The sequence below is a fragment of the Nocardioides sp. CF8 genome, assembly GCF_000389985.1.
Taxonomy (GTDB): Bacteria; Actinomycetota; Actinomycetes; order Propionibacteriales; family Nocardioidaceae; genus Nocardioides; species Nocardioides allogilvus.
Map to the genome: position 1 here is coordinate 1,605,286 of NZ_CM001852.1, position 19,346 is coordinate 1,624,631.

Genomic DNA, 19,346 nt, shown 5'->3' on the forward strand with positions numbered 1-19,346 from the left:
CCCGCTGCTGTGGTGGCGCGCCGGACTGGTGTCGGCGATGGCCTTCCTGCTCGGCGCCGTCGGTCACGTCAGCACCGGCGGGCTGCTGCCGTCGTGGTTCGCGCTCGCCGCGATGCTCGGTGTCGGTACGGCGACCAGTGCCGTCGTCCTCGCCCGGCCCGCCTCGGCGCGCCGCATCGTGGCGCTCGTGGTCCTGGGCCAGACGGCCTGCCACGGGCTGTTCAGCCTCACGGCCGGCCACGGTGGCGACGCCGCGCCGGCGGCCGTGGCTGTGTCACCCCGCACCCTGCCCCTGCGCGACGGGGCGCGCGTGGGGTCGTTGCAGGACCACTACGAGGCGACGGTTGCCACCACCTCGGCGGGGTCCGCGCTGACCCTGCCCGACCCGGTCGCCCTGCTCGACCACCTGCCGATGTTCCTGGCGCACACGGCGGTCGCCGTGCTCGTCGGGCTGTGGCTCGCCGCGGGTGAGCGGGCGCTCTGGTCACTGCTGGCGCTCGTGTTCGCCGCCGTGGTCTCGCTCCTCGTGGTCCCGCCAACAGTGCCGCTGGCCGTGCTGCGCCCGGCCCCGCTGCGACGTCGTCCGGCGACCCCGCCGCCACTCGCGCGTGTCGCGCGCACCGTCGTACGCCGCGGTCCACCGGCTCTCCTCGCCGCCTGACCTTCCCTTCCCGCGCGAGCGCGGGCGCCTGCGTCCTTCATCGGCCGCAGAGCGCCCGCGCGTCCTCGCGCATCTCGTCACATCGAGGAGAGACATGACCACCGACCTGCATCCTGCGCGCCTGCGCACCCGCACCTCCGCCTCCGGCACTGGCCTGTTCCGTGCCTTCTGGCGCTGGCACTTCTACGCCGCCTTCCTGGTGGCACCGGTGCTGCTGGTCCTGGCCGGCACCGGCCTGATCTACCTGTTCCGCTTCCAGCTCGAACCGCTCCTGCACGCCGACCTCATGGAGGTGTCGGCGCCGTCGGCCGACTCGATCCGGCAGCCCTACGCCAACCAGCTCGCCGCGGTGGAGCGGTCCTTCCCCGACGCCACCGTCCTCTCGATGACCGAACCGCGGTCGGAGGAGCGCAGCACCGTCTTCTCGCTCGCCCTGCCCGACGAGTCGACGCGCGACGTGTTCGTCAGTCCGTACGGCGCCGAGGTGCTCGGCTCGCTCGACCCCGACACCACGCTGTCCGGGCGTGCCGTGCGGCTGCACAGCGAGCTGATGGCCGGCGTGTGGGGCGAGCGGATGATCGAGCTCGCGGCCTGCTGGGCGATCGTGATGGCGATCACCGGCTACTACTTGTTCTTCAAGGGCAGGCGCGCCCGGGCGCGCAGGCCGCGGTCGCTGCGTTCACGGCATGCGCGGTTCGGGCTGGCGGGCGGCATCGGGCTGCTGTTCCTGCTCGTCTCGGGGCTGCCCTGGACGGGGTTCTGGGGCGAGCAGGCCCAGCGCCTCGCCACGGGGCAGGGGAGCTCGCTGTGGAGCCTGGACCACGGTGCCGTCTCCGATCCGGCCTCGACGCTGGACGAGTCACTGCCGCACAGCCACGCGAGCGACGTCCCGTGGGCGCAGGGCGCGTCGCCGGTGCCGCGCTCGTCGCGGCCCTCGGGCGAGCCGGGCGAGAGGTCGATCGCCAACGTCGACACCGCCGTCGCTGTCGCGGCCGAGGCCGGGCTCCGGCACCCGATGACCGTCGCGCTGCCCGTCGCCGGCGACGGGGTGTTCTCGGTGATCGGCTTCGCCTTCGACGCGCCGAGCGACGAGCGGACGGTGCACGTCGACCAGTACGGCGGTGGGGTCGTGTCGACGTACGGCTTCGAGGACTATCCGACCCTGGCGAAGGTCGTGGCCCAGGGGATCGGGTTGCACGAGGGCCGCTCGCTGGGCGCCTGGTCGATGGCCGGCTCGGCGTTGTTGTGCCTGTTGGTGATCGCGTCGTGCGTGACCGGCCCGCTGATGTGGTGGCAGCGCCGGCCGTCGGGCTCGCTCGCTGCGCCGCGGGGGCGGCTGCCGCTGCGCGGGAGCCCGGCACTGCTGGCGGGGCTGGTCGCCCTGGGCGTCCTGCTGCCCTTCTTCGGGCTGTCCGTGCTCGTGGTGCTGCTGCTGGACCTGCTCGTCGTCCGCCGGGTGCCGTGGCTCGCCGCGCGCCTCAACGCGTCCTGAACCGAGCCTGCCGAAATGCAGCGGACGGCGTGACCCCGCGAGGGGGTCACGCCGTCCGGCGCGTGAAGCGTGGGTCAGCCCTTGTTGACGGCCGACTTGAAAGCGGCGCCGGCCTTGAAGGCGGGGGCGGTGCTCGCGGCGATCTCGAGGGTCTCGCCGGTCTGCGGGTTGCGGCCCGTGCGGGCGTTGCGCTGACGCGCCTCGAACGTGCCGAAGCCGGGCAGCGTGACCTTGTCGCCACCGGCGACGGCGCTGGTGATCGACGACAGGACGGCCTCGATGGCCTTGTCGGCCTGGGCGTTGGTCAGCTCGGCGTGCTGCGCGACGGCGTCGCGGAGGTCGGACTTGTTCACTGGTTCTCCTCAACAGTTCGTGGTTGTTACAGCCGCTACCCAACACCACGGGACCGACAATGCCCAAGGCGGCCCCGGCGTGTTGCGGGGGACTAGACCAGCGTCAACCCGACCACGAGCATCACTGCGAGGACCACGAGGAGCACGATCACGAACGTGCTGACCATCGCGGGGCGGCCGTCGTGCTCGGGGTCGAGGTGTCCTGGACCGTGGTCGTGTGCGCCACCGCGCTCGTCACGGGGAGCGTCTCCGGGGACCGGGCGATCATCGTCGGGGTACATGCCGGTCCCGTACCCAGACGGTGCCGGCTCCATGCCCCCGCTCTCACTCGTCGCCGGCGGGCGAGCTCGTCGCGGGCCCCAGAGGGGTCGCGCCTCCCTCGGCGGTCCACTCGCTGTTGCCGGCGTCGAGCGCCGGGTCGGACTCGGTGTCGTCGTGCGTCCCCTCGCGTGGGGTCGCCACGTCCTGCGTGGCCGGGTCGCCTGCCTCGCGGTCCTCCTCCGCGCGCGCGTCGGCGGCGGACTCGTCCTGTGGTCGTTCGTGCTGCGTCATGTCAGCTCCAATCCCGGACTCGGGTGTCGACACCCGGGGAGTACCCATCGACCACCCGGCCATGCGGCGCCATGGTCTAGATTCCGCACCGTGAGTGCTCAGGCCCCTTCTGCTGTCATCTTGATCCGCGCCGAACGGTTCACCCCCAACCCCGCGACCGCGGCGGACAACGCCTTCCAGGCCGAGCCCCCACCGGGGCAGTCGCACCTCGACACCTCCGTCAAGGCGCTGGCCGAGATGGACGCGCTCGCCGATGCCCTGCGTGACGTGGGCGTGCGGGTGCACGTGTTCGCCGACGAGGACCACACCCGCCCCGACAGCGTCTTCCCCAACAACTGGCTCTCGACGCACGCGGGCGGCTCGGTCGCGGTCTACCCGATGTATGCCTCCAACCGCCGTCACGAGCGCCGCCACGACGTGCTGGAGATGCTCAAGTCGAGCTATCGGGTGCAGTCGATCATCGACTACTCCGGCCTCGAGCCCGACGGCATCTTCCTCGAGGGCACCGGCGCGATGGTGCTCGACCACGTCTCGCGCGTGGCCTACACCGCCCGCAGCCACCGGGCCGACTCTGCGGTGCTGGAGCGCTTCTGCACCGACTTCAACTACGAGCCGATGGCCTTCGACGCGGTCGATGCCCACGGCGTGCCGGTCTACCACACCAACGTCATCGCCTGCGTCGGCACGGACGTCGCGCTGATCGCCCTGGAGATGATCCCCGACGAGGTCCGGCGTGAACAGGTCCGCGAGCGGCTCTCCGTCAACGGCCGCACCGTCGTCGAGATCACCGAGGAGCAGGTCCGCGAGTTCGCCGGCAACGCCGTCGAGCTCTGTGGTCGTACGGCGGAGGGCCGGCGCCGCTACATCATGGCGATGTCCGCCCGCGCGCGCCGCAGCCTGCGGCCCGACCAGGTGGCGGCGATCGAGGAGTCCTGCGAGATCGTCGCGGTCGACATCCCGACGATCGAGCTGGCCGGTGGGTCCGTGCGCTGCATGATCGCCGGCGTCCACCTCGATCGCCGTCCGGGCGTCGAGCCCGAGCTCACCGAGGCCGTCGAGGCGATCAACGAGGACGCCCCGGCGACCGCCGACGGGCGCGACGTCGTCCTGGCTGACGCCTGAGTCAGCGGCGACCGCTCGACCGCGACAACGTGGCGTAGGCGAAGTCGACGAGGTAGTCGTTCAGCGCGTGGGACGCGGCCTCGGCCCCGTCGACGTCGCCGGACACGATCGACACCAGCAGCGTCGAGTGCAGCGTGGCGCCGGCCTTGATCTCGGCGTCCTCCGCGACGACGTGGGTGAACCAGAACCGGCGCGAGAGACCCTGCAGGGGAGCCATGGCGTCGGCGAGGTAGTCGTTGTGGGACCCGGCTGCGATCAGCTCGTGGGTGCCGCGGACGGTCTCGGCGTACTCACGCAGCGTGAAGGTGCCGTGGTCGAGCCGGCCTGCCATCACCTCCATCGCAGCGCGCTCGCCGGCGGTGGCGCGCTCGCAGGCCAGCCGCACGGCCAGCGCCTCGAGGACGCGCCGCAGCTCGAGCATCCGCAGCTGGGACTCGACCGAGGTGGGCGGGATCAGCACGCCCTTGTTGGGGTGGATCTCGACCATGCGGTTGCGCGAGAGCTGCTGGAGGGCCTCGCGCACGGGCGTGCGACCGAGACCGGTGCGCTCCATCAGGAGTGCCTCGGACACCAGCGAACCCGGTTCGAGCTCCTGGAAGACGATCATCCGCTCGAGGTCGTGATAGGCCTGTGCTGCCTTGCCCGGCGTGGTCATCGAGCCCCCTCTCTTCGTGCTGATCCTAGGCGTCGCGCCGGTCCGGGGGACCGGCGGTGCGACGGGTCTCCCGAGAAGTTTTACCGAGGACCCCTTGATATGTGACCAATATATTGGTTGTATACGGGAAGTCCACCCCCGAGACCTGGGTCACATGTCGCGAGTCGGCATCGCCCTCCTAGCGAAAGGGATGTCATGACCAAGACATCCGGCATCGAACAGCGTTCGATCGACTTCATCCCCGCCGAGGAGCGGCACGGCAGCGCGCGCAGCCTGCTGTTCGTCTGGTTCGCGGCCAACACCTCGATCACGGCGGTGGTGACCGGCGCCCTGTTCGTCATCCTGGGCAACTCCGCGCTGTGGTCGATCCCGGCGATCGTGATCGGCAACATCGCGGGCGGATTCTTCACCTCACTGCACTCCGCGCAGGGGCCGCGCCTCGGCGTCCCGCAGATGATCCAGAGCCGTGCGCAGTTCGGCTACTTCGGCGCGATCCTGCCGTTGGTCCTGGCCCTGATGATCTTCCTCGGCTTCTACGCCACCGGCCTGGTGCTCGGCGGGCAGGCCATCGCGGACCTCCTGCACGTCTCGCAGCAGGTCGGCTCGGTCGTCTTCGCGCTGATGTCGACGACGCTGGCGATCTTCGGCTACCGCCACATCCACCGCTTCTCGCACTTCGCCGCCGTGCTCAGCGGCCTGGTCTTCCTCGGTCTGTTCTTCAAGATCCTCGGCGACCCCGCGCTGGGCGACGTGCTGGAGAACGGCGCCTTCGCGCTCGCTCCCTTCATCCTGGGCGTCTCCCTGGCCGCCTCGTGGCAGCTGACGTTCGGTCCCTACATCGCCGACTACTCGCGCTACCTGCCCGCGGACACGCCCAAGTCGGCCACCATCGGCTGGACGTTCCTCGGCAGCGTCGTCGGTGCCTCCCTCGCGATGACGCTCGGCGCCTTCGTGGCAGCCCTCGGCGGCGACGCGTTCCTCGCCAACCAGGTGGGCTACCTCGCCGACCTCGGCGGCGTCTTCGGGCCGATCGTGCTGCTGGCCGTGATCGCCGGCAAGCTGACGGGCAACACCTTGAGCTCGTACGGCGGCTACATGTCGGTCGCCACCATCGTGACCAGCCTGACTCGCCAGTCCCGCATCGAGCCGCGGCACCGCGCGATCTACGTCGGCGTGATCTCGGCCGTCGCCCTGGCCATCGCGCTCGCCGCGACCGACAACTTCCTCGGCTCGTTCACCGAGTTCCTGCTCTTCCTGCTCTACTTCATGACCCCGTGGTCGGCGGTCAACCTTGTCGACTACTACTGGGTGCGACGCGAGAAGTACGACGTCGCCGCGCTCTTCGACGCGGACGGCATCTACGGGAAGTTCAACAAGGGGGCCTTCGTGGCCTACGCCACCGGCGTGCTGATCCAGATCCCCTTCATGCACAGCCCGCTCTACACAGGTCCGATCTCCAACTGGCTCGGTGGCGCCGAGGTCGCCTGGGTCATCGGCCTGGTCGTCTCCGGCGGCCTCTACTACCTGTTCGCCACCCGGTCGCACACGACCATGCGCGACCAGCGCCGCATCCACGCCCACCGCTGATAGCCCAGACCCAGGACTCGAGGACCAGCCATGAAGTACGACCCCGCCTCCGAGAAGAGCCCGCTGCCCTTCTCCCCGTTCAAGAGCTGCACGGTGCCCCGCCCGATCGGTTGGCTCTCGAGCGTCAGCCCGGACGGCGTCGAGAACCTGGCGCCGTACAGCCAGTGGCAGAACCTCACCTTCGATCCGCCGATGGTGATGTTCTCCGCCAACCAGTATCCCGACGGCCGCCGCAAGGACACCGTGCTCAACGCCGAGCAGTCGGGTTGGTTCGTCTGGAACATGGCGACCTGGGACCTGCGTGAGGCCGTCAACATCAGTGCGATGGCCCTGCCGCCGCACGAGAGCGAGTTCGATCGCGCCGGCGTGACCAAGCGCTATGCCGACCTGGCGCCGGTGCCGATGGTGGCGGAGAGCCCCGTGCACTTCGAGTGCCGCTATCTCTCCACCCACCGCATGGTCGGCGACTCCAACGTCGGGACCATCGACATCGTCTTCGCCAAGGTCGAGCGCATCCACATCGACGAGAGCGTCATCACGCCGGAGGGGAAGCTCGACATCCCGAAGATCCGCCCGATCGCGCGGATGGGCTACTACGACTACGCCGTGGTGAGCGACACGTTCGAGATGCGCATCCCCGGCGCGTCCGAGGACGAGGCGCTCGGGTTGGCCGGCCAGGCCGGCTGACGCTCCACGATCCACCCGCTGTGCCCCACCTGTCCCCCGCAGGACAGCGGGTCAGGCCCGGCCGTCCCTCCCCGGACGGCCGGGCCGCCTTCTTTGACCGATCACCCGTGCGGGGGTGGACGACCGGCGAGCGGGTGGTGGAGTCTCGGGTCGGAGGGAGTTGTTGCTGTGCGCGCCCTGGGAGAGGCATTCACGACACGACCGGTGCTGGCCCTCGCCCTCGCGGCGAGGGCGGCGCTGGCGGCGGTGCTTGCCTGGGTGATCGTCGCGCCCTTCGAGGGCGTGGCCGACCAGTACGCGTACTACGCGCCGTTCGGGGCAGTCGTCGTCGTGTCGACGACGGTGATGGGCTCGCTGCGCACGTCCGCGGAGGTCTTCCTGGCCCTGACCCTCGGCGCGTCCCTCGGCCTGGTCGTCCAGGCGCTGTCGCTCCCGAGCCCGCTGGCGGTCGGCCTCGTCGTCGGCATCGGCACCCTGCTCTCCCCGCTCCGCTGGCTGGGCGCCATGGGGTCCTGGGCGCCGATCTCGGCCCTGTTCGTGCTGATCCTCGGCGCGGGTCAGCCGGAGAACTTCGTGGCCGGCTACCTCGGGCTGACGTCGCTGGGGGCCATGGTCGGCACGGCGGTCAACCTGCTCATGCCGCCGCTGCACTTCGTGGCCACCGAGCGCGCGCAGGAGTCCCTGCGGGAGGCGCTGGTCACCCAGCTGGAGGTGCTCGCCGAGAAGCTCGACGAGCAGTCGCCGGCGCACGACGTCACGGTGCTCGAGACCCCGGAGCGGCTCCGACGCCGCGGTCTCGCCGTCGAGGACCTGGCGGCGCAGGCCCTCGGTGGGCCGCGGGTCAACTGGCGGCTGCTGCGCCGGCAGGAGCGCGCGAACCGGGTCCAGGAGCGCGGCAGCGCCCTCGCGGCGCTCGCCCTGGCTGTCGGGGGGATCGTCGACACCCTCGACCGGCAGGCCGGACCCCACGAGGTGCGCGCACCCTGGCGCTCACCGCTGGGGGAGCCCACTGCCCGCGCGCTGCGGGCGACCGCGGAGGTGCTGCGTGCCGTCGACCAACCGGAGGGCAGGCAGCGCTACGACGAGGCGCGCGACCTCGTCGACGCGCTGGCGAGGGCGGTGCCCGCCGTACCGGCCGCAGAGCTCGAGGACCGGTTCGCGGCGGGCTCGCTGGTCCTGGGCCTGCGTCGCACCCTGGACGCCGTCGAGCCCACCGCCGGTTGAGCCGGCCTCAGCGACCGGCGGCGAGCATCTCGTCGCGCGTCGGGACCTTGACCCGCGTCCGGCCGGAGACCTCGCCGAGGTCGACCTCGTGCTGGTCGAGCTTGACCCAGTTCGTGTGGTCGAACACCTCGACGCCGCGCTCGGCGAAGTAGGTGTCGACAGCCTCGGGGGAGCGCTGAGGAGCGGTCTCGGTCGCGGTCGCGAGCAGGTGGGCCACCGTCTGGGCGGCGTCGCTCTTGGTGTGGCCGATGAGGCCGACCGGGCCACGCTTGATCCAGCCGGTCACGAAGGTGCCGGGGATCGGGTTGCCGTCGAGGTCGAGGACCTTGCCCTCGTCGTTGGGGATCACGGCGTTGCGCTGGTCCCACGGGAGGCCGGGCAGTGCCTCGCTGCGGTAGCCGATGGCGCGGTAGACCTGCTGCACCTCCCAGTCGGTGAACTCGCCGGTGCCCTCGACGTTGCCGTCCTCGAGGGGCGAGTGCGTGCGCTCGGTGCGGAAGGCGGTGACCTTGCCGTCCACGCCGAGGATCTCGGTCGGCGCCTCGCAGAAGTGCAGGTGGATGCGGTGGGGCTTGCCGACCTCGTCGCGTCCGACCCAGTTGGCGAGCGTGTCGAGCACCATCTTCTGGGCCTTGTGCTTGCCGATGTGCTCCATGGCGTGGGCGTCGACGTCGAAGCCCTCGGGGTGGACGATCACCTCGACGTTGGGCGAGTGGTTGAGCTCGCGGAGCTCGAGCGGCGAGAACTTCGCGTAGGCGGGGCCACGCCGGGCGAAGACGTGCACGTCGGTGATCTTCTTGGCAGCGAGACCCTGGTAGACCTGCGCCGGGATGTCGGTCACCAGCATCTCGTCCGCGGTCTTGGCCAGCACCCGGGCCACGTCGAGGGCCACGTTGCCGACACCGACGACGGCGACCGAAGTGGCGTCCTCGAAGTCCCACGTCGGGGCGTCGTCGGGGTGGGCGTCATACCAGGAGACGAAGTCGGCGGCGCCGAGCGACAGCTCCTCGCCGGCGATGCCGAGGTCGCGGTCGGCCTTCGCGCCGGTCGAGAAGATGACGGCGTCGTAGTACGCGTGGAGATCCTCGAGCTTGACGTCCGAGCCGAAGTCGATGTTGCCGAGGAAACGGATCTCGTCCTTGGCCAGGACCCGGTCCAGCGCCTTGATGATCTCCTTGATCCGCGGGTGGTCGGGAGCGACGCCGTAGCGGACCAGGCCGAAGGGCGCGGGCAGCCGCTCGAGGATGTCGACCGAGACGTCGACGTCGGACTTGGTGAGGATGTCCGCGGCGTAGATGCCGGCCGGGCCGCCGCCCACGATGGCTACACGAAGAGTCATGGTGGGAATTCTCGCTGATGCCCGAGCGGTCACAGAACGAAGTTGTGGTTGTGAGACCACAAGAGTGACTTGTGGCACGGTAACCTCGCGATCGTGTTGGGACCCCATGTGCCGGAGCTGCGCGCCCTGGAGCTGCTCGTGGAGGTCGCTCGCTCCGGCAGCCTGAGCTCAGCCGCCGAGCTGCTGGGCATCACCCAGCAGGCCGCGTCGTCGCGGATCCGCACCATGGAGTCCCTCGTGGGCGCGTCGCTGCTGGTCCGGACCCGCCGCGGCTCGGCCCTGACCCCGACCGGCGATCTCGTGGTCCAGTGGGCCGGGCGGGTCCTGGCGGAGGCGGCCCAGCTCGATGCCGGGATCGCGGCGCTCCGCTCGGACCGGCGCGGCCACCTGCGCATCGCGGCCAGCCTGACGATCGCCGAGCACCTCCTGCCGGGCTGGCTGGTCGCCGTACGTGCCGATCAGGTGCGCGCGGGTCACGAGCCCACCGACTTCACGATGACCGCGACGAACAGCGAGCGGGTGGTCGCGCTCGTGACGGCCGGCGAGGTCGACCTCGGGTTCGTGGAGGGCCCGGACGCCCCGTCCGGGCTGCACCACCGGCTGGTGGGGCGCGACGAGCTGGTGGTCGTGGTCGCGAAGGACCACGAGTGGGCACAGCGGGCACGGCGTCGGGTCGCGGCCAGCACGCTGGCGGCGACGCCGCTGGTGGTGCGCGAGGCCGGCTCCGGCACCCGCACCGTGCTCGAGCGGGCGCTCGCAGGGCTCCCGGTCGCAGCACCGGTCCTCGAGCTGTCGAGCACGGCGGCCGTCCGTGCCGCGGTGGCCGCCGGCGCAGGACCGGCAGTGCTCGGGGCGCATGCGGTACGCGACGACCTGGCGACCGGTCGGCTCGTCGCGATCACGGTGGCCGGTCTCGACCTGACCCGGCGGCTGAACGCCGTGTGGCGCGACAGCGCCCAGCCCCCGGCCGGCCCGGCACGCGAGCTCGTCGCGAGGGCCGTCCGGTCCCACCAGGGTCGCTGACCCGGCCCGCGCGGCAGGGCCGTCGGTGGCTTCTGGGATGCTGACGCCCGATCAGGGCACGAGCTGCAGCAGCGACACCGGGAGGACGGTCGAGATGAGCGAGATCGCCGGCGAGCTGGCGCGGGTGCGCTCTGCCTTCGCGCAGCCGACCCTCACGCTGCTCCACCAGCGCCAGGCGCCCGTCGTCATCACCATCTTCCGCGCCGCGTTCGGCCGCAACAACAAGCCGATCGCCACGGCCCGGCTGCACACCCAGGTCGAGGAGCACCTCGCCCAGATCCGGCTCGCGGGGGAGACCGAGGTCCCCAACGGCACCGGGCGCGAGATCTGCCACCGCTGGATGCGCGGGCAGTGGCTGGTCCGCTCGCTCGACGAGACCGGCCGCGAGGTCTACTCGCTCACCTCCCACGCGCAGCAGGCGCTCGAGCTGGTGAAGAACCTCGCCCGCGACCGCGCCACCCTCAGCGAGCACCGCATCGCCACCATCCTCGGCACCATCCGCCGGTTCAACGCCGAGGCCAACCCCGACCGCACCGCCCGCGTGACCATCCTCAACACCGAGATCGCGCGGCTGCAGGCCGAGCGCGACCGGCTGGTCGAGGGTGCCGAGATCGTGAGTGCGACCGAGGACTTCATGCTCGAGGGGTTCACCGAGCTGCTCTCGCTGATCTCCGCGCTGCCGAGCGACTTCGCCCGCGTGGAGGAGCGCTTCGCCACGATCCGGGCCGAGATCCTGGCCGCGTTCCGCGCCGAGGACCGCCCGGCCGGTGAGGTGATCGACGACTACCTCGCCCGGGCCGACGCACTGATGACGGCGACGCACGAGGGACGCGCCTTCGAGGGCGCCTTCGCGCTGCTGCGCGACGACGCCCTGGTGACCCAGCTGCGGGAGGACCTCACCGCGCTGCTGGAGCACCCGCTCTCCGACGCCATCCTGGGTGAGGCCGACCGCGCGGAGCTCCGCGGGACGGTGCGGCTGGTGCGCGACGGCCTGGACCGCGTCCTCGCCCAGCGCTCCCGGGTCACCGCGACCCTGAAGGAATACATCGTCTCCCACGACGACGCCCGCGACCGGGAGCTGGAGCAGACCCTGCGCCAGGTGGAGTCCGAGCTGATGACGTGGATGGCCACGACCGGGCCGCGCGCGACCCACGACGTGCCGTTGCTGCCCCCGCGCACCACCGTCGACCACCTCCGCGAAAGATTCCACGACCCGGCCGACGACGTGCTGCCCGACCGGATCACCGTCGCCGACCCCGACGCGGCGCCGGCCGTCTCGCTCGCGTCGCTGATGGCCCAGGGCGGGCCGCGGCTGACGTCGCTGCGCGAACGCCTCGAGCAGGTGCTGGGCGACCTGCTGCCCGTGGCCACCCTCGGCGAGCTCTTCGCAGGCCTCGAGCCGTCGATGCGCCGCCCGGTCGAGATCTTCGGCCTGCTGCACCTCGCGGCCGACCGCGGCTGGGAGGCCGAGGAGGCCCTCGAGTCCTACTCCGCGGTCCGTCACGACGGCTCACGCCGCACCTTCGCGCTGCCCCGCATGCCCCTGCCCGACCCCGACCTCGGGCACGACAACCAGCAGGAGACCCCAGCATGAGCGAGCGCAGCGAGCGAACCAGCAAGTACAGCGCGAATGGTGCCTCATGCGCGCACGGAGCGAAGCGAGTACGTGCATGAGCTTGGACATCGACATCGAGGCTCCTGACGGTGAGGACTTCGACCTCGACCTCGACGACGCGTCCGTGTCCCTGTGGGAGGGCGACGAGGGTGGCCTCGAGCACGCCCAGCGACTCGCCCTGGTCACGCTGCTCAAGCAGCGCTTCATCAGCGCCCGCACCCACCCGCGCGACTGGCGGGTGCTGGTCGAGCACGAGCGGGTCCTGCGCTCACGGCTCAACGACCTCTTCCTCGACCTCCAGATCGACCGCGGCCGCGAGGTCGCCTGGAAGCGGCAGGCGCTCTCCGAGACCGGCAGCCGCTTCCCGACCTTGTTGTACGACGCCGCGTGGTCGCGCGAGGAGACGCTCGTGCTCGTCCACCTGCGCGACCGGCTGCGCGCCGGCCAGGCCGGCGGTGACGCACGGGTCTTCATCGACCGGGAGGACATCGTCGAGTACGTCGCGAGCTTCCGCCCGCCCCACGCCACCGACGAGGCGGGCGACGAGAAGCGCGCCCGCAACGCCGTGCTCAGCGTGGCGAAGGCCGGGCTGCTGATCGCGACCGCCAGCGAGGAGCGCTTCGAGATCTGCGAGGCCGTCGAGCCGCTGCTCCCGCTCGAGCTGCTCCAGGAGCTGCTCGAGGCCCTCCAGCGCGCCAACGGGGTCCCGCCCGAGCCGGAGGACGACAGCCTGTTCGACGACGACGAGCCCGAGCTCCACGACCACACCGAGGGGGAGTGACGATGTCCATCGACGAGATCGAGCAGATCGAGGACGACGGGACCGTCGAGGGTCTCTTCGACCGCGGCGTGGTCGCGACCCCCGCCGACGACACCGTGCAGTGGCGCGCGGCGCTCCTGCAGCTTGTCAACTGGGGCGGTTTCGGCGGCCTGACCACGGTCCCGCTGCGGGGTGAGGCGACGATGATCTCCGGCGGCTCCGGCGTCGGCAAGAGCACGATCCTGGACGCCTACACCGCGCTGATGATGCCGTCGGACACGAAGTTCAACGGCGCCTCCAACGACGCGGTCGCCGGTCGCGCCCGTGGTGTCGGCCAGCGCAACCTGCTGTCCTACCTGCGCGGTGCGGTCGACGTCATCGACGACCCCCGCACCGGTCGGCCGGTCGAGAAGCTGCTGCGCGGCAAGGGCACCGACACCTGGGGCGCGGTGGCGATGACCTTCGTCAACGACCAGGGCGGCCGCTTCACGGCCCTGCGCACCTACTACGTCCCGCGCCGTGCGGTCCGGTCCGGCGACGTGCAGATGCAGCTCGCCACGCACGAGGGGTCGCTCAGCCTCGAGACGCTCGAGGTCGCCGTACCCGAGCGCTTCCACGCCAGCACCCTCAAGAAGCTGTTCCCGGGCGTCCGGGTGCACCGCACCTACGCTGAATATTCCGCCGTCCTGCACGCCCGCCTGGGCATCGGCGCCAACGGCGACGGTGCGAAGGCGCTGCGGCTGCTCGCGCGCATCCAGGCCGGCAACCAGGTGCGCAGCGTCGACGAGCTCTACAAGGAGATGGTGCTCGAGCGGCCCTCGACCTATGCCGCCGCCGATCGCGCCATCGAGCACTTCGACGACCTCGACGCCGCCCACTCCGCGATGCGCACCGAGGAGCAGAAGCTCGAGCTGCTCGAGCCGATCACCGCGCTGCACGAGCGTCGCGACACCGCCCGACGCCGCCAGGCCGAGCTCGACTCCTACGGCGTCACCCTGACCGGCGACACCCCGCTGCGGCTGTGGCTGCTGCGCACCCACCTGCGCCTGCTCGAGGCGGCGGTGGCCGCCAACCGCGATGCGCGTACGGCGACCGGCGACGAGCTCGCCGCGACCACCTCCGCGGAGGTGGCGCGCCACAAGGACCTCGAGGACGCCAAGGAGGCACACCGCGCCGCCGGCGGCTCGACCCTCCAGGCCCTCGGGCTGTCGCTGGAGCAGGAACAGGTCGTGCGCGAGGACCGGCTCGGCCGGCGATCGGTCCTGCAGGAGCGTCTGCTCCCGCTGATCGACGCGTCGGACGCCCAGGCTCCCGGCGTCGAGGGCGCCCTGTCGTCGGCAGCGGCGTTCTCGGCGCTCCAGGAGCACGCCCGCCAGTGGCTGAGCGGGCGCGAGTCCGACCACGAGCGCCTCAAGCGGGAGCGCGACGCCGTGCTGCGCCGCGGCTATCCGCTGCAGCAGCGGCAGAGCGAGCTGCGCTCCGAGCGCGCTTCGCTGGAGGGACGCGCCAGCCGGGTGCCCGGGCCCCTGCACGAGATGCGCGCCGAGGTCGCCGCGGCGAGCGGGCTGGGCATCGACGAGCTGCCGTTCGTGGCCGAGCTGCTCGACGTCGCACCCGAGGAGGCGCGCTGGCGCACCGCGATCGAGACCGTGCTCGGCGGCACGGCCCGGGTGCTGCTGGTCCCGCTCGACCGGCTCGAGGACTTCTCCGCCGCCATCGACGGCCTCCACCTGCGCGGCCGCCTGACCTTCGAGGGCGTGCCCCTCGACCTGCCCGACCTCGGTCCCGCCGATCCCGAGTGCATCGCCGGCAAGCTCGTGTTCAAGGACTCGGCCTTCGCCGGCTGGGTCCAGGCCCACGTGTCGGAGCCGTCGCGCAACGCCCTGTGCGTCGAGACCACCGCCGGGCTGACGGGCAGCGGCCTGCGGGTCACGCTGGCCGGCCAGACGCGCAGCGGACGACGTGGTGCCCACGGCCGCAGCAGCGCCCGCAGCATCATCGGCTTCTCCAACGAGGACGCCCTCGCCGAGATCGACCAGGAGCTGGCCTCGATCGTCGACCAGCTCGGTGAGGTCGACGGACAGGTCGCCGAGCTGGACCGGCAGCTGCGGGTCTCCGAGCGGCAGCGCACCGCCTACGACGCGGTCGCGGCCGCACGCTTCGACGACCTCGACGTGGAGGGCAGCGACCAGCGCATCGCCGACCTCGAGCGGCGGCGGGTCGAGATCCTCGGCTCCGACGACCAGCTCCAGGTGCTGCAGGGCCAGATCGAGCAGCTCGGGCTCGAGCTGGAGGAGGCGCGCAAGAAGCGCTTCGGCCTGGAGCAGCGCCAGCGTGAGCTCAACAACGCCCACGCTGAGCTGGTCGACTCCGAGGACCTCGTCAAGGACCGCCTGGACGCCATGGAGCGCGCCGGGACGGCTGCCCCGTCCGTGGAGCAGGACACGGCGCTGATCGCGGAGTTCGCCGCGGCGGCCGCACCGGCCGACCCCGAGGAGCTCGACCGCTTCGCCGAGAACTCCCAGCGGCTGGAGGAGCGCCTGCGCACCGCGGTCGCCGACGCCGAGGCCGAGATCAGGCGGGTCGAGGAGGAGCTCGCCGGGATCTTCCGCCTCTACAAGCTCCAGTGGGACTCACCCAACCTGGGCGTCACAGTCGACTCGTACGCCGACTACGCCCGCATCCTCGACGAGATCCGCGGCAAGGGGCTGGCGCAACGGCGCGCGGAGTGGCGGCGTCGCCTGACCGAGTGGAGCGGCCAGGACCTCGTCCCGCTGGTGGGCGCGATGGCGGCCTCGATCGAGGACATCGAGGACCGGCTCGAGCCGATCAACGCGATCCTGCGCCGCCTCACCTTCGGCGCCTCGGGCGATCGGCTGCGGATCCGGCTGCGTCGGCTCGCGCCGGCGCACGTGCAGGTGTTCATGAGGGACCTGCGCGCCCTGTCGGCCGGCGCGACCAGCGAGCTGGGCGAGGACGACCTGGACAAGCGGTTCACCGAGCTGAGCCGTTTCATGACGCAGCTCCGCAAGCCGTCCCACGTCGGCGAGGGCACGACCGATCGCGACCGGCTCCTCGACGTACGACGTCATGTGGAGATCAGCGCCGAGCGCTACGACCACCTCACGGGGGAGCTGCGCGCGACCTATCGCACGCTCGGCGAGAAGAGCGGTGGCGAGAGCCAGGAGCTGGTCGCCTTCATCGTCGGCTCGGCCCTGCGGTTCCGGCTCGGTGACGAGCTGCGCTCACGGCCGCGGTTCGCGCCGGTCTTCCTCGACGAGGGCTTCGTCAAGGCCGACTCGGAGTTCGCCGGGCGCGCGGTGCAGGCCTGGCGGGGACTGGGCTTCCAGCTCATCATCGGCGTCCCGCTCGACAAGGTGACCGGGCTCGAGCCGCACATGGACGAGCTGCTCGCGATCACCAAGAACAGCGCCACCCACCAGTCCTGGATCACGCCGATCACCGACGTGGGCGACTGAGGGGAGAACTGCCCCGCAGACGCGCGTAACCAAGGGAACCGGACGCAGTTACCAGTCCAGAAGTGCTCGGGGGAGCGTCCATCCGTTGCAGCCACGTTCTCCGCGATCCGGAGGCGGGCTCACGTCCCGAAGGAACATCACATGCAACAGCGTCTGGGAGTCCTGCTCACCGTCCTCCTCGTCACCGTCTTCGGCTGGGCGGGGGTCGGCGCGATCAGCACCGCCTCAGCCAGCCCGGGTGACGAGTACGTCGGGCCCTACTTCGGGGACGGGAACTTCCCGCCGGGGTGCATACGCGACCGGAGCGCGGAGAATCCGGCCAACCAGTGCTTCCACGGCAAGGGCGGGCTCAACGCCCTGGACTCCCCGAAGATCGACGTCGCCGTCCTGGTGCCCGCCTCGCCCACGGCCGAGCGGGACCTGCGGATCATGCGCCAGGCCGCCGAGGCCTGGGAGGGCGGGATCGACTACCTCTCCGACGAGATGGGGTTCGACTGGCTGCGTGACGGCGTCGACTTCCACATCACGCCCGACGTCGTCGGCCTCACCGAGGGCGACGAGGTCAGCACCTTCCCGCTCTACGACCCCGAGATCGTCATCGTGGCCACCAACCCGGTCGGCGGCATCGGCATCGGGGTGGACCCGGTCTACCTCACCGACGAGCTGGGCATCTTCGACGAGAACGGCGTCCCCTGCCACAACATCGAGAACCCGTTCTCCATGGAGACCTGGGAAGGCATGCCCGGCTACGACGGCCACCACGGTGACGGCGGTGGCGTGTTCGTCGAGGACTGCGGCGGCGCCGGCGGCAACGTCTGCTTCTCGGTCAACGGTGCCATCGACCCGGTCCCGGGCACGACCGACACCTTCTCCCTCTTCGACCTGGTCCTGCACGAGACCGGACACTGCCTGACGCTGGGCCACGTGGGCGACGGCGCCGAGGGCGCCTGGGGCAAGGTCCCGACCACCGACATCATGGCCTACAGCGCCGACCCGCCCGGCCTGAACAAGTGCGTCTCGACCCTCAACGTCGAGGTCTTCGCCACCCGGATGAGCCACTACCTCGACGTCAACGCCGATGGCGCGGTCACCGAGGCCGACCACCTGGACCCCAACGACGTGGCCGGCGACGGCAGCAACTTCTTCCAGGTCCAGCACCCCGACGACCACCAGCACGCCTCCTCCACCGGCGCGGTCGAGGACTGCCCCCAGCCCGACCTCGGGACGGTTCCCGGCACCCCGACCGACTGGACCCCGGAGCCGGTGGACACCACCGACCCGGTGCTGAGCATCAGCACCCCGGCCCACGGCGCCGAGACCGCTGACGGCCACGTGCATGTCGCCGGCACGGTCGAGCGTCGCCCGAAGGATGCCGCGCCCACCTCGCCGACGGCCTCGCACGACGACCCCGACAGTGACTCGCTCACTCCGCTGACCGACATCACCAACGTCCAGGTCGAGGTGACCCCGCTCGACGTCGTGACCACCGTCAAGGTGAGCCGGCTGTGGCCCGACGACATGGTCAGCCTGCCGAAGTACGGCGTCAGCATCGGCGGGCGCGAGATCGAGTCCTTCGTCACCGAGCCGGACTCCTCGGAGGTCGTCACCCGCGACCACTCCAGCGAGACGACCCTGCCCAGCGAGTGGTCCCAGTGGGACACTGTGGCCAACACCGTCACGTTCCGCATCCCGCGCAGCTACCTCGCGCAGCAGCGGGTCGAGGCGCCGTACGACGTCTTCGCACTGACGAGCTATCGCGCGCCCACGCGGCTGTGGACGGTCGTGGCCGACGACCGCGCACCCGACGCGGGTGCGATCGGCGTCGCGGCTCCGGCCGGCGAGACGCCCGCGGGCACCTCGACGTCGGGCTCGTCGTCGACCGGCAGCTCGAACGGCGACTCGACCGTCGCCGGCCTCCTGGACCCCGTGCTGCTCGAGCAGCCCGGTGGGAACACGTTCACGGTCACCGACAGCACGCTCGGTGTCACCGGCGGAGCCGGGCACACGTTCAAGCTGGCGGTGCCCGAGACCAGCACCGTCGAGCTGCTGCTGTCCTGGCCGGACGGCAGTGACCTCGACATGGACGTCACCGGCGCCGCTGCCGGGTCGGCAGCGACCACCAGCCAGCCGGAGCACCTCGTCCTGACCGACGTCCAGGGGACCCTGGACATCGCGATCGACCCCTACCTCGTGGTGGGCGTGCCCTCGACGACCTACACCCTGCAGGCGACCGTGGTCCCCACGAGCACCGGGGGCGGCGACCTCACCGACACCGACGGTGACGGCGTCGTCGACGACGCCGATGCCTGCCCGGCCGTGGCGGGCGTCGGCAGCACGGGTTGCCCCGTGCCCTCCGACGAGAAGGTGACCGTGCACGTCGACGGCACGCCCGTCGCGAGCGAGGACGTCGAGTCCAGCCATGGCGCCGATGCCTTCGCGATCGACGTGACGGTGCCGACCGGCACCCACGAGGTGCGCACGGTGTGGACCCAGGACGGCGAGGTCCTCGCGACCGACGTCCGCACGGTCGTGCACACGGCCGCCGGCGTCGACCGGGACGGCGACGGTGTCGCGGACGCCCGCGACAACTGCGTGCGCCAGGCCAACGCCGACCAGGCCGACCTGGACCGCGACGGACTGGGTGATGCCTGTGACTCCGACATCGACGGCGACGGGCACGCCAACTCCAAGGAGCGGGCGCAGGGCACCGATCCCTACGACGCCTCGTCCTACCCCGGGCGGAAGAAGACCGGGGCGCTCCTCTAGCGCTTAAGGATCACGGGTTGGGGTGACACCC

The 19,346-nt window shown here is 71.4% G+C and carries 16 protein-coding genes; 11 read left to right on the top strand and 5 right to left on the bottom strand.

Features of this window, described 5'->3' with window-relative positions:
- Together CF8_RS20815 and CF8_RS07875 are read left to right on the top strand one after the other, a co-directional pair.
- Nucleotides 1-661, top strand: a 661-nt coding sequence (locus CF8_RS20815; protein WP_198016963.1) for a hypothetical protein, incomplete at its 5' end; no start/stop codon positions are given.
- 94 nt (nucleotides 662-755) lie between these two features.
- The gene (locus CF8_RS07875) at nucleotides 756-2,153 is read left to right on the top strand and encodes a PepSY-associated TM helix domain-containing protein (protein WP_010832600.1); all 1,398 of its coding nucleotides are present in this window, start codon (nucleotides 756-758) and stop codon (nucleotides 2,151-2,153) included.
- Nucleotides 2,154-2,227: 74 nt separating this feature from the next.
- Here the strand turns inward: CF8_RS07875 and CF8_RS07880 are convergent, their stop codons facing one another.
- The 3 genes from CF8_RS07880 to CF8_RS07890 form a co-directional block, all read right to left on the bottom strand.
- Nucleotides 2,228-2,506, bottom strand: a complete 279-nt coding sequence (locus CF8_RS07880; protein WP_010832601.1) for an HU family DNA-binding protein — start codon at nucleotides 2,504-2,506, stop codon at nucleotides 2,228-2,230.
- A gap of 92 nt (nucleotides 2,507-2,598) precedes the next feature.
- Complete coding sequence (locus CF8_RS07885; RefSeq protein WP_036490512.1) at nucleotides 2,599-2,787, bottom strand: hypothetical protein; 189 nt, start codon at nucleotides 2,785-2,787, stop codon at nucleotides 2,599-2,601.
- A 43-nt stretch (nucleotides 2,788-2,830) separates the two neighbouring features.
- Nucleotides 2,831-3,058: a hypothetical protein gene (locus tag CF8_RS07890; protein ID WP_036490514.1), complete on the bottom strand. Its 228-nt coding sequence runs from the start codon at nucleotides 3,056-3,058 to the stop codon at nucleotides 2,831-2,833.
- A gap of 90 nt (nucleotides 3,059-3,148) precedes the next feature.
- On the opposite strand from CF8_RS07890, the gene ctlX reads away from it, so the two are divergent.
- On the top strand, nucleotides 3,149-4,180 hold the full coding sequence (ctlX, locus tag CF8_RS07895; protein WP_036490516.1) for a citrulline utilization hydrolase CtlX: 1,032 nt from the start codon (nucleotides 3,149-3,151) through the stop codon (nucleotides 4,178-4,180).
- A 1-nt stretch (nucleotide 4,181) separates the two neighbouring features.
- Here the strand turns inward: ctlX and CF8_RS07900 are convergent, their stop codons facing one another.
- The gene (locus CF8_RS07900) at nucleotides 4,182-4,835 is read right to left on the bottom strand and encodes a GntR family transcriptional regulator (RefSeq protein ID WP_010832603.1); all 654 of its coding nucleotides are present in this window, start codon (nucleotides 4,833-4,835) and stop codon (nucleotides 4,182-4,184) included.
- A gap of 195 nt (nucleotides 4,836-5,030) precedes the next feature.
- Here CF8_RS07900 and CF8_RS07905 point away from each other — a divergent pair, with 195 nt between their 5' ends.
- The 3 genes from CF8_RS07905 to CF8_RS20820 all read left to right on the top strand — a co-directional run bounded on the left by CF8_RS07905 (nucleotide 5,031) and on the right by CF8_RS20820 (nucleotide 8,333).
- Nucleotides 5,031-6,422 (top strand): purine-cytosine permease family protein, encoded by a 1,392-nt coding sequence (locus CF8_RS07905; RefSeq protein ID WP_010832604.1) that lies wholly within the window; start codon nucleotides 5,031-5,033, stop codon nucleotides 6,420-6,422.
- Between the two features lie 30 nt (nucleotides 6,423-6,452).
- On the top strand, nucleotides 6,453-7,109 hold the full coding sequence (locus CF8_RS07910) for a flavin reductase family protein (RefSeq protein WP_010832605.1): 657 nt from the start codon (nucleotides 6,453-6,455) through the stop codon (nucleotides 7,107-7,109).
- 168 nt (nucleotides 7,110-7,277) lie between these two features.
- Complete coding sequence (locus CF8_RS20820; RefSeq protein ID WP_156887178.1) at nucleotides 7,278-8,333, top strand: FUSC family protein; 1,056 nt, start codon at nucleotides 7,278-7,280, stop codon at nucleotides 8,331-8,333.
- A 7-nt stretch (nucleotides 8,334-8,340) separates the two neighbouring features.
- Here CF8_RS20820 and CF8_RS07920 read toward each other — a convergent pair whose 3' ends face one another.
- Complete coding sequence (locus CF8_RS07920; protein WP_010832607.1) at nucleotides 8,341-9,672, bottom strand: FAD-dependent oxidoreductase; 1,332 nt, start codon at nucleotides 9,670-9,672, stop codon at nucleotides 8,341-8,343.
- A 93-nt stretch (nucleotides 9,673-9,765) separates the two neighbouring features.
- On the opposite strand from CF8_RS07920, the gene CF8_RS07925 reads away from it, so the two are divergent.
- From CF8_RS07925 to CF8_RS07945, 5 genes are all read left to right on the top strand, one after another.
- Nucleotides 9,766-10,695, top strand: a complete 930-nt coding sequence (locus tag CF8_RS07925) for a LysR family transcriptional regulator (RefSeq protein WP_198016964.1) — start codon at nucleotides 9,766-9,768, stop codon at nucleotides 10,693-10,695.
- A 94-nt stretch (nucleotides 10,696-10,789) separates the two neighbouring features.
- Nucleotides 10,790-12,289, top strand: a complete 1,500-nt coding sequence (locus CF8_RS07930; RefSeq protein ID WP_036490521.1) for a DUF3375 domain-containing protein — start codon at nucleotides 10,790-10,792, stop codon at nucleotides 12,287-12,289.
- A 76-nt stretch (nucleotides 12,290-12,365) separates the two neighbouring features.
- Entirely contained in the window at nucleotides 12,366-13,091 is a 726-nt protein-coding gene (locus CF8_RS07935; RefSeq protein ID WP_010832610.1) for a DUF4194 domain-containing protein, read from the top strand.
- 2 nt (nucleotides 13,092-13,093) lie between these two features.
- Nucleotides 13,094-16,549, top strand: a complete 3,456-nt coding sequence (locus CF8_RS07940) for an ATP-binding protein (RefSeq protein WP_036490523.1) — start codon at nucleotides 13,094-13,096, stop codon at nucleotides 16,547-16,549.
- Nucleotides 16,550-16,690: 141 nt separating this feature from the next.
- Complete coding sequence (locus CF8_RS07945) at nucleotides 16,691-19,315, top strand: thrombospondin type 3 repeat-containing protein (protein WP_010832612.1); 2,625 nt, start codon at nucleotides 16,691-16,693, stop codon at nucleotides 19,313-19,315.
- Nucleotides 19,316-19,346: the final 31 nt, after the last annotated feature.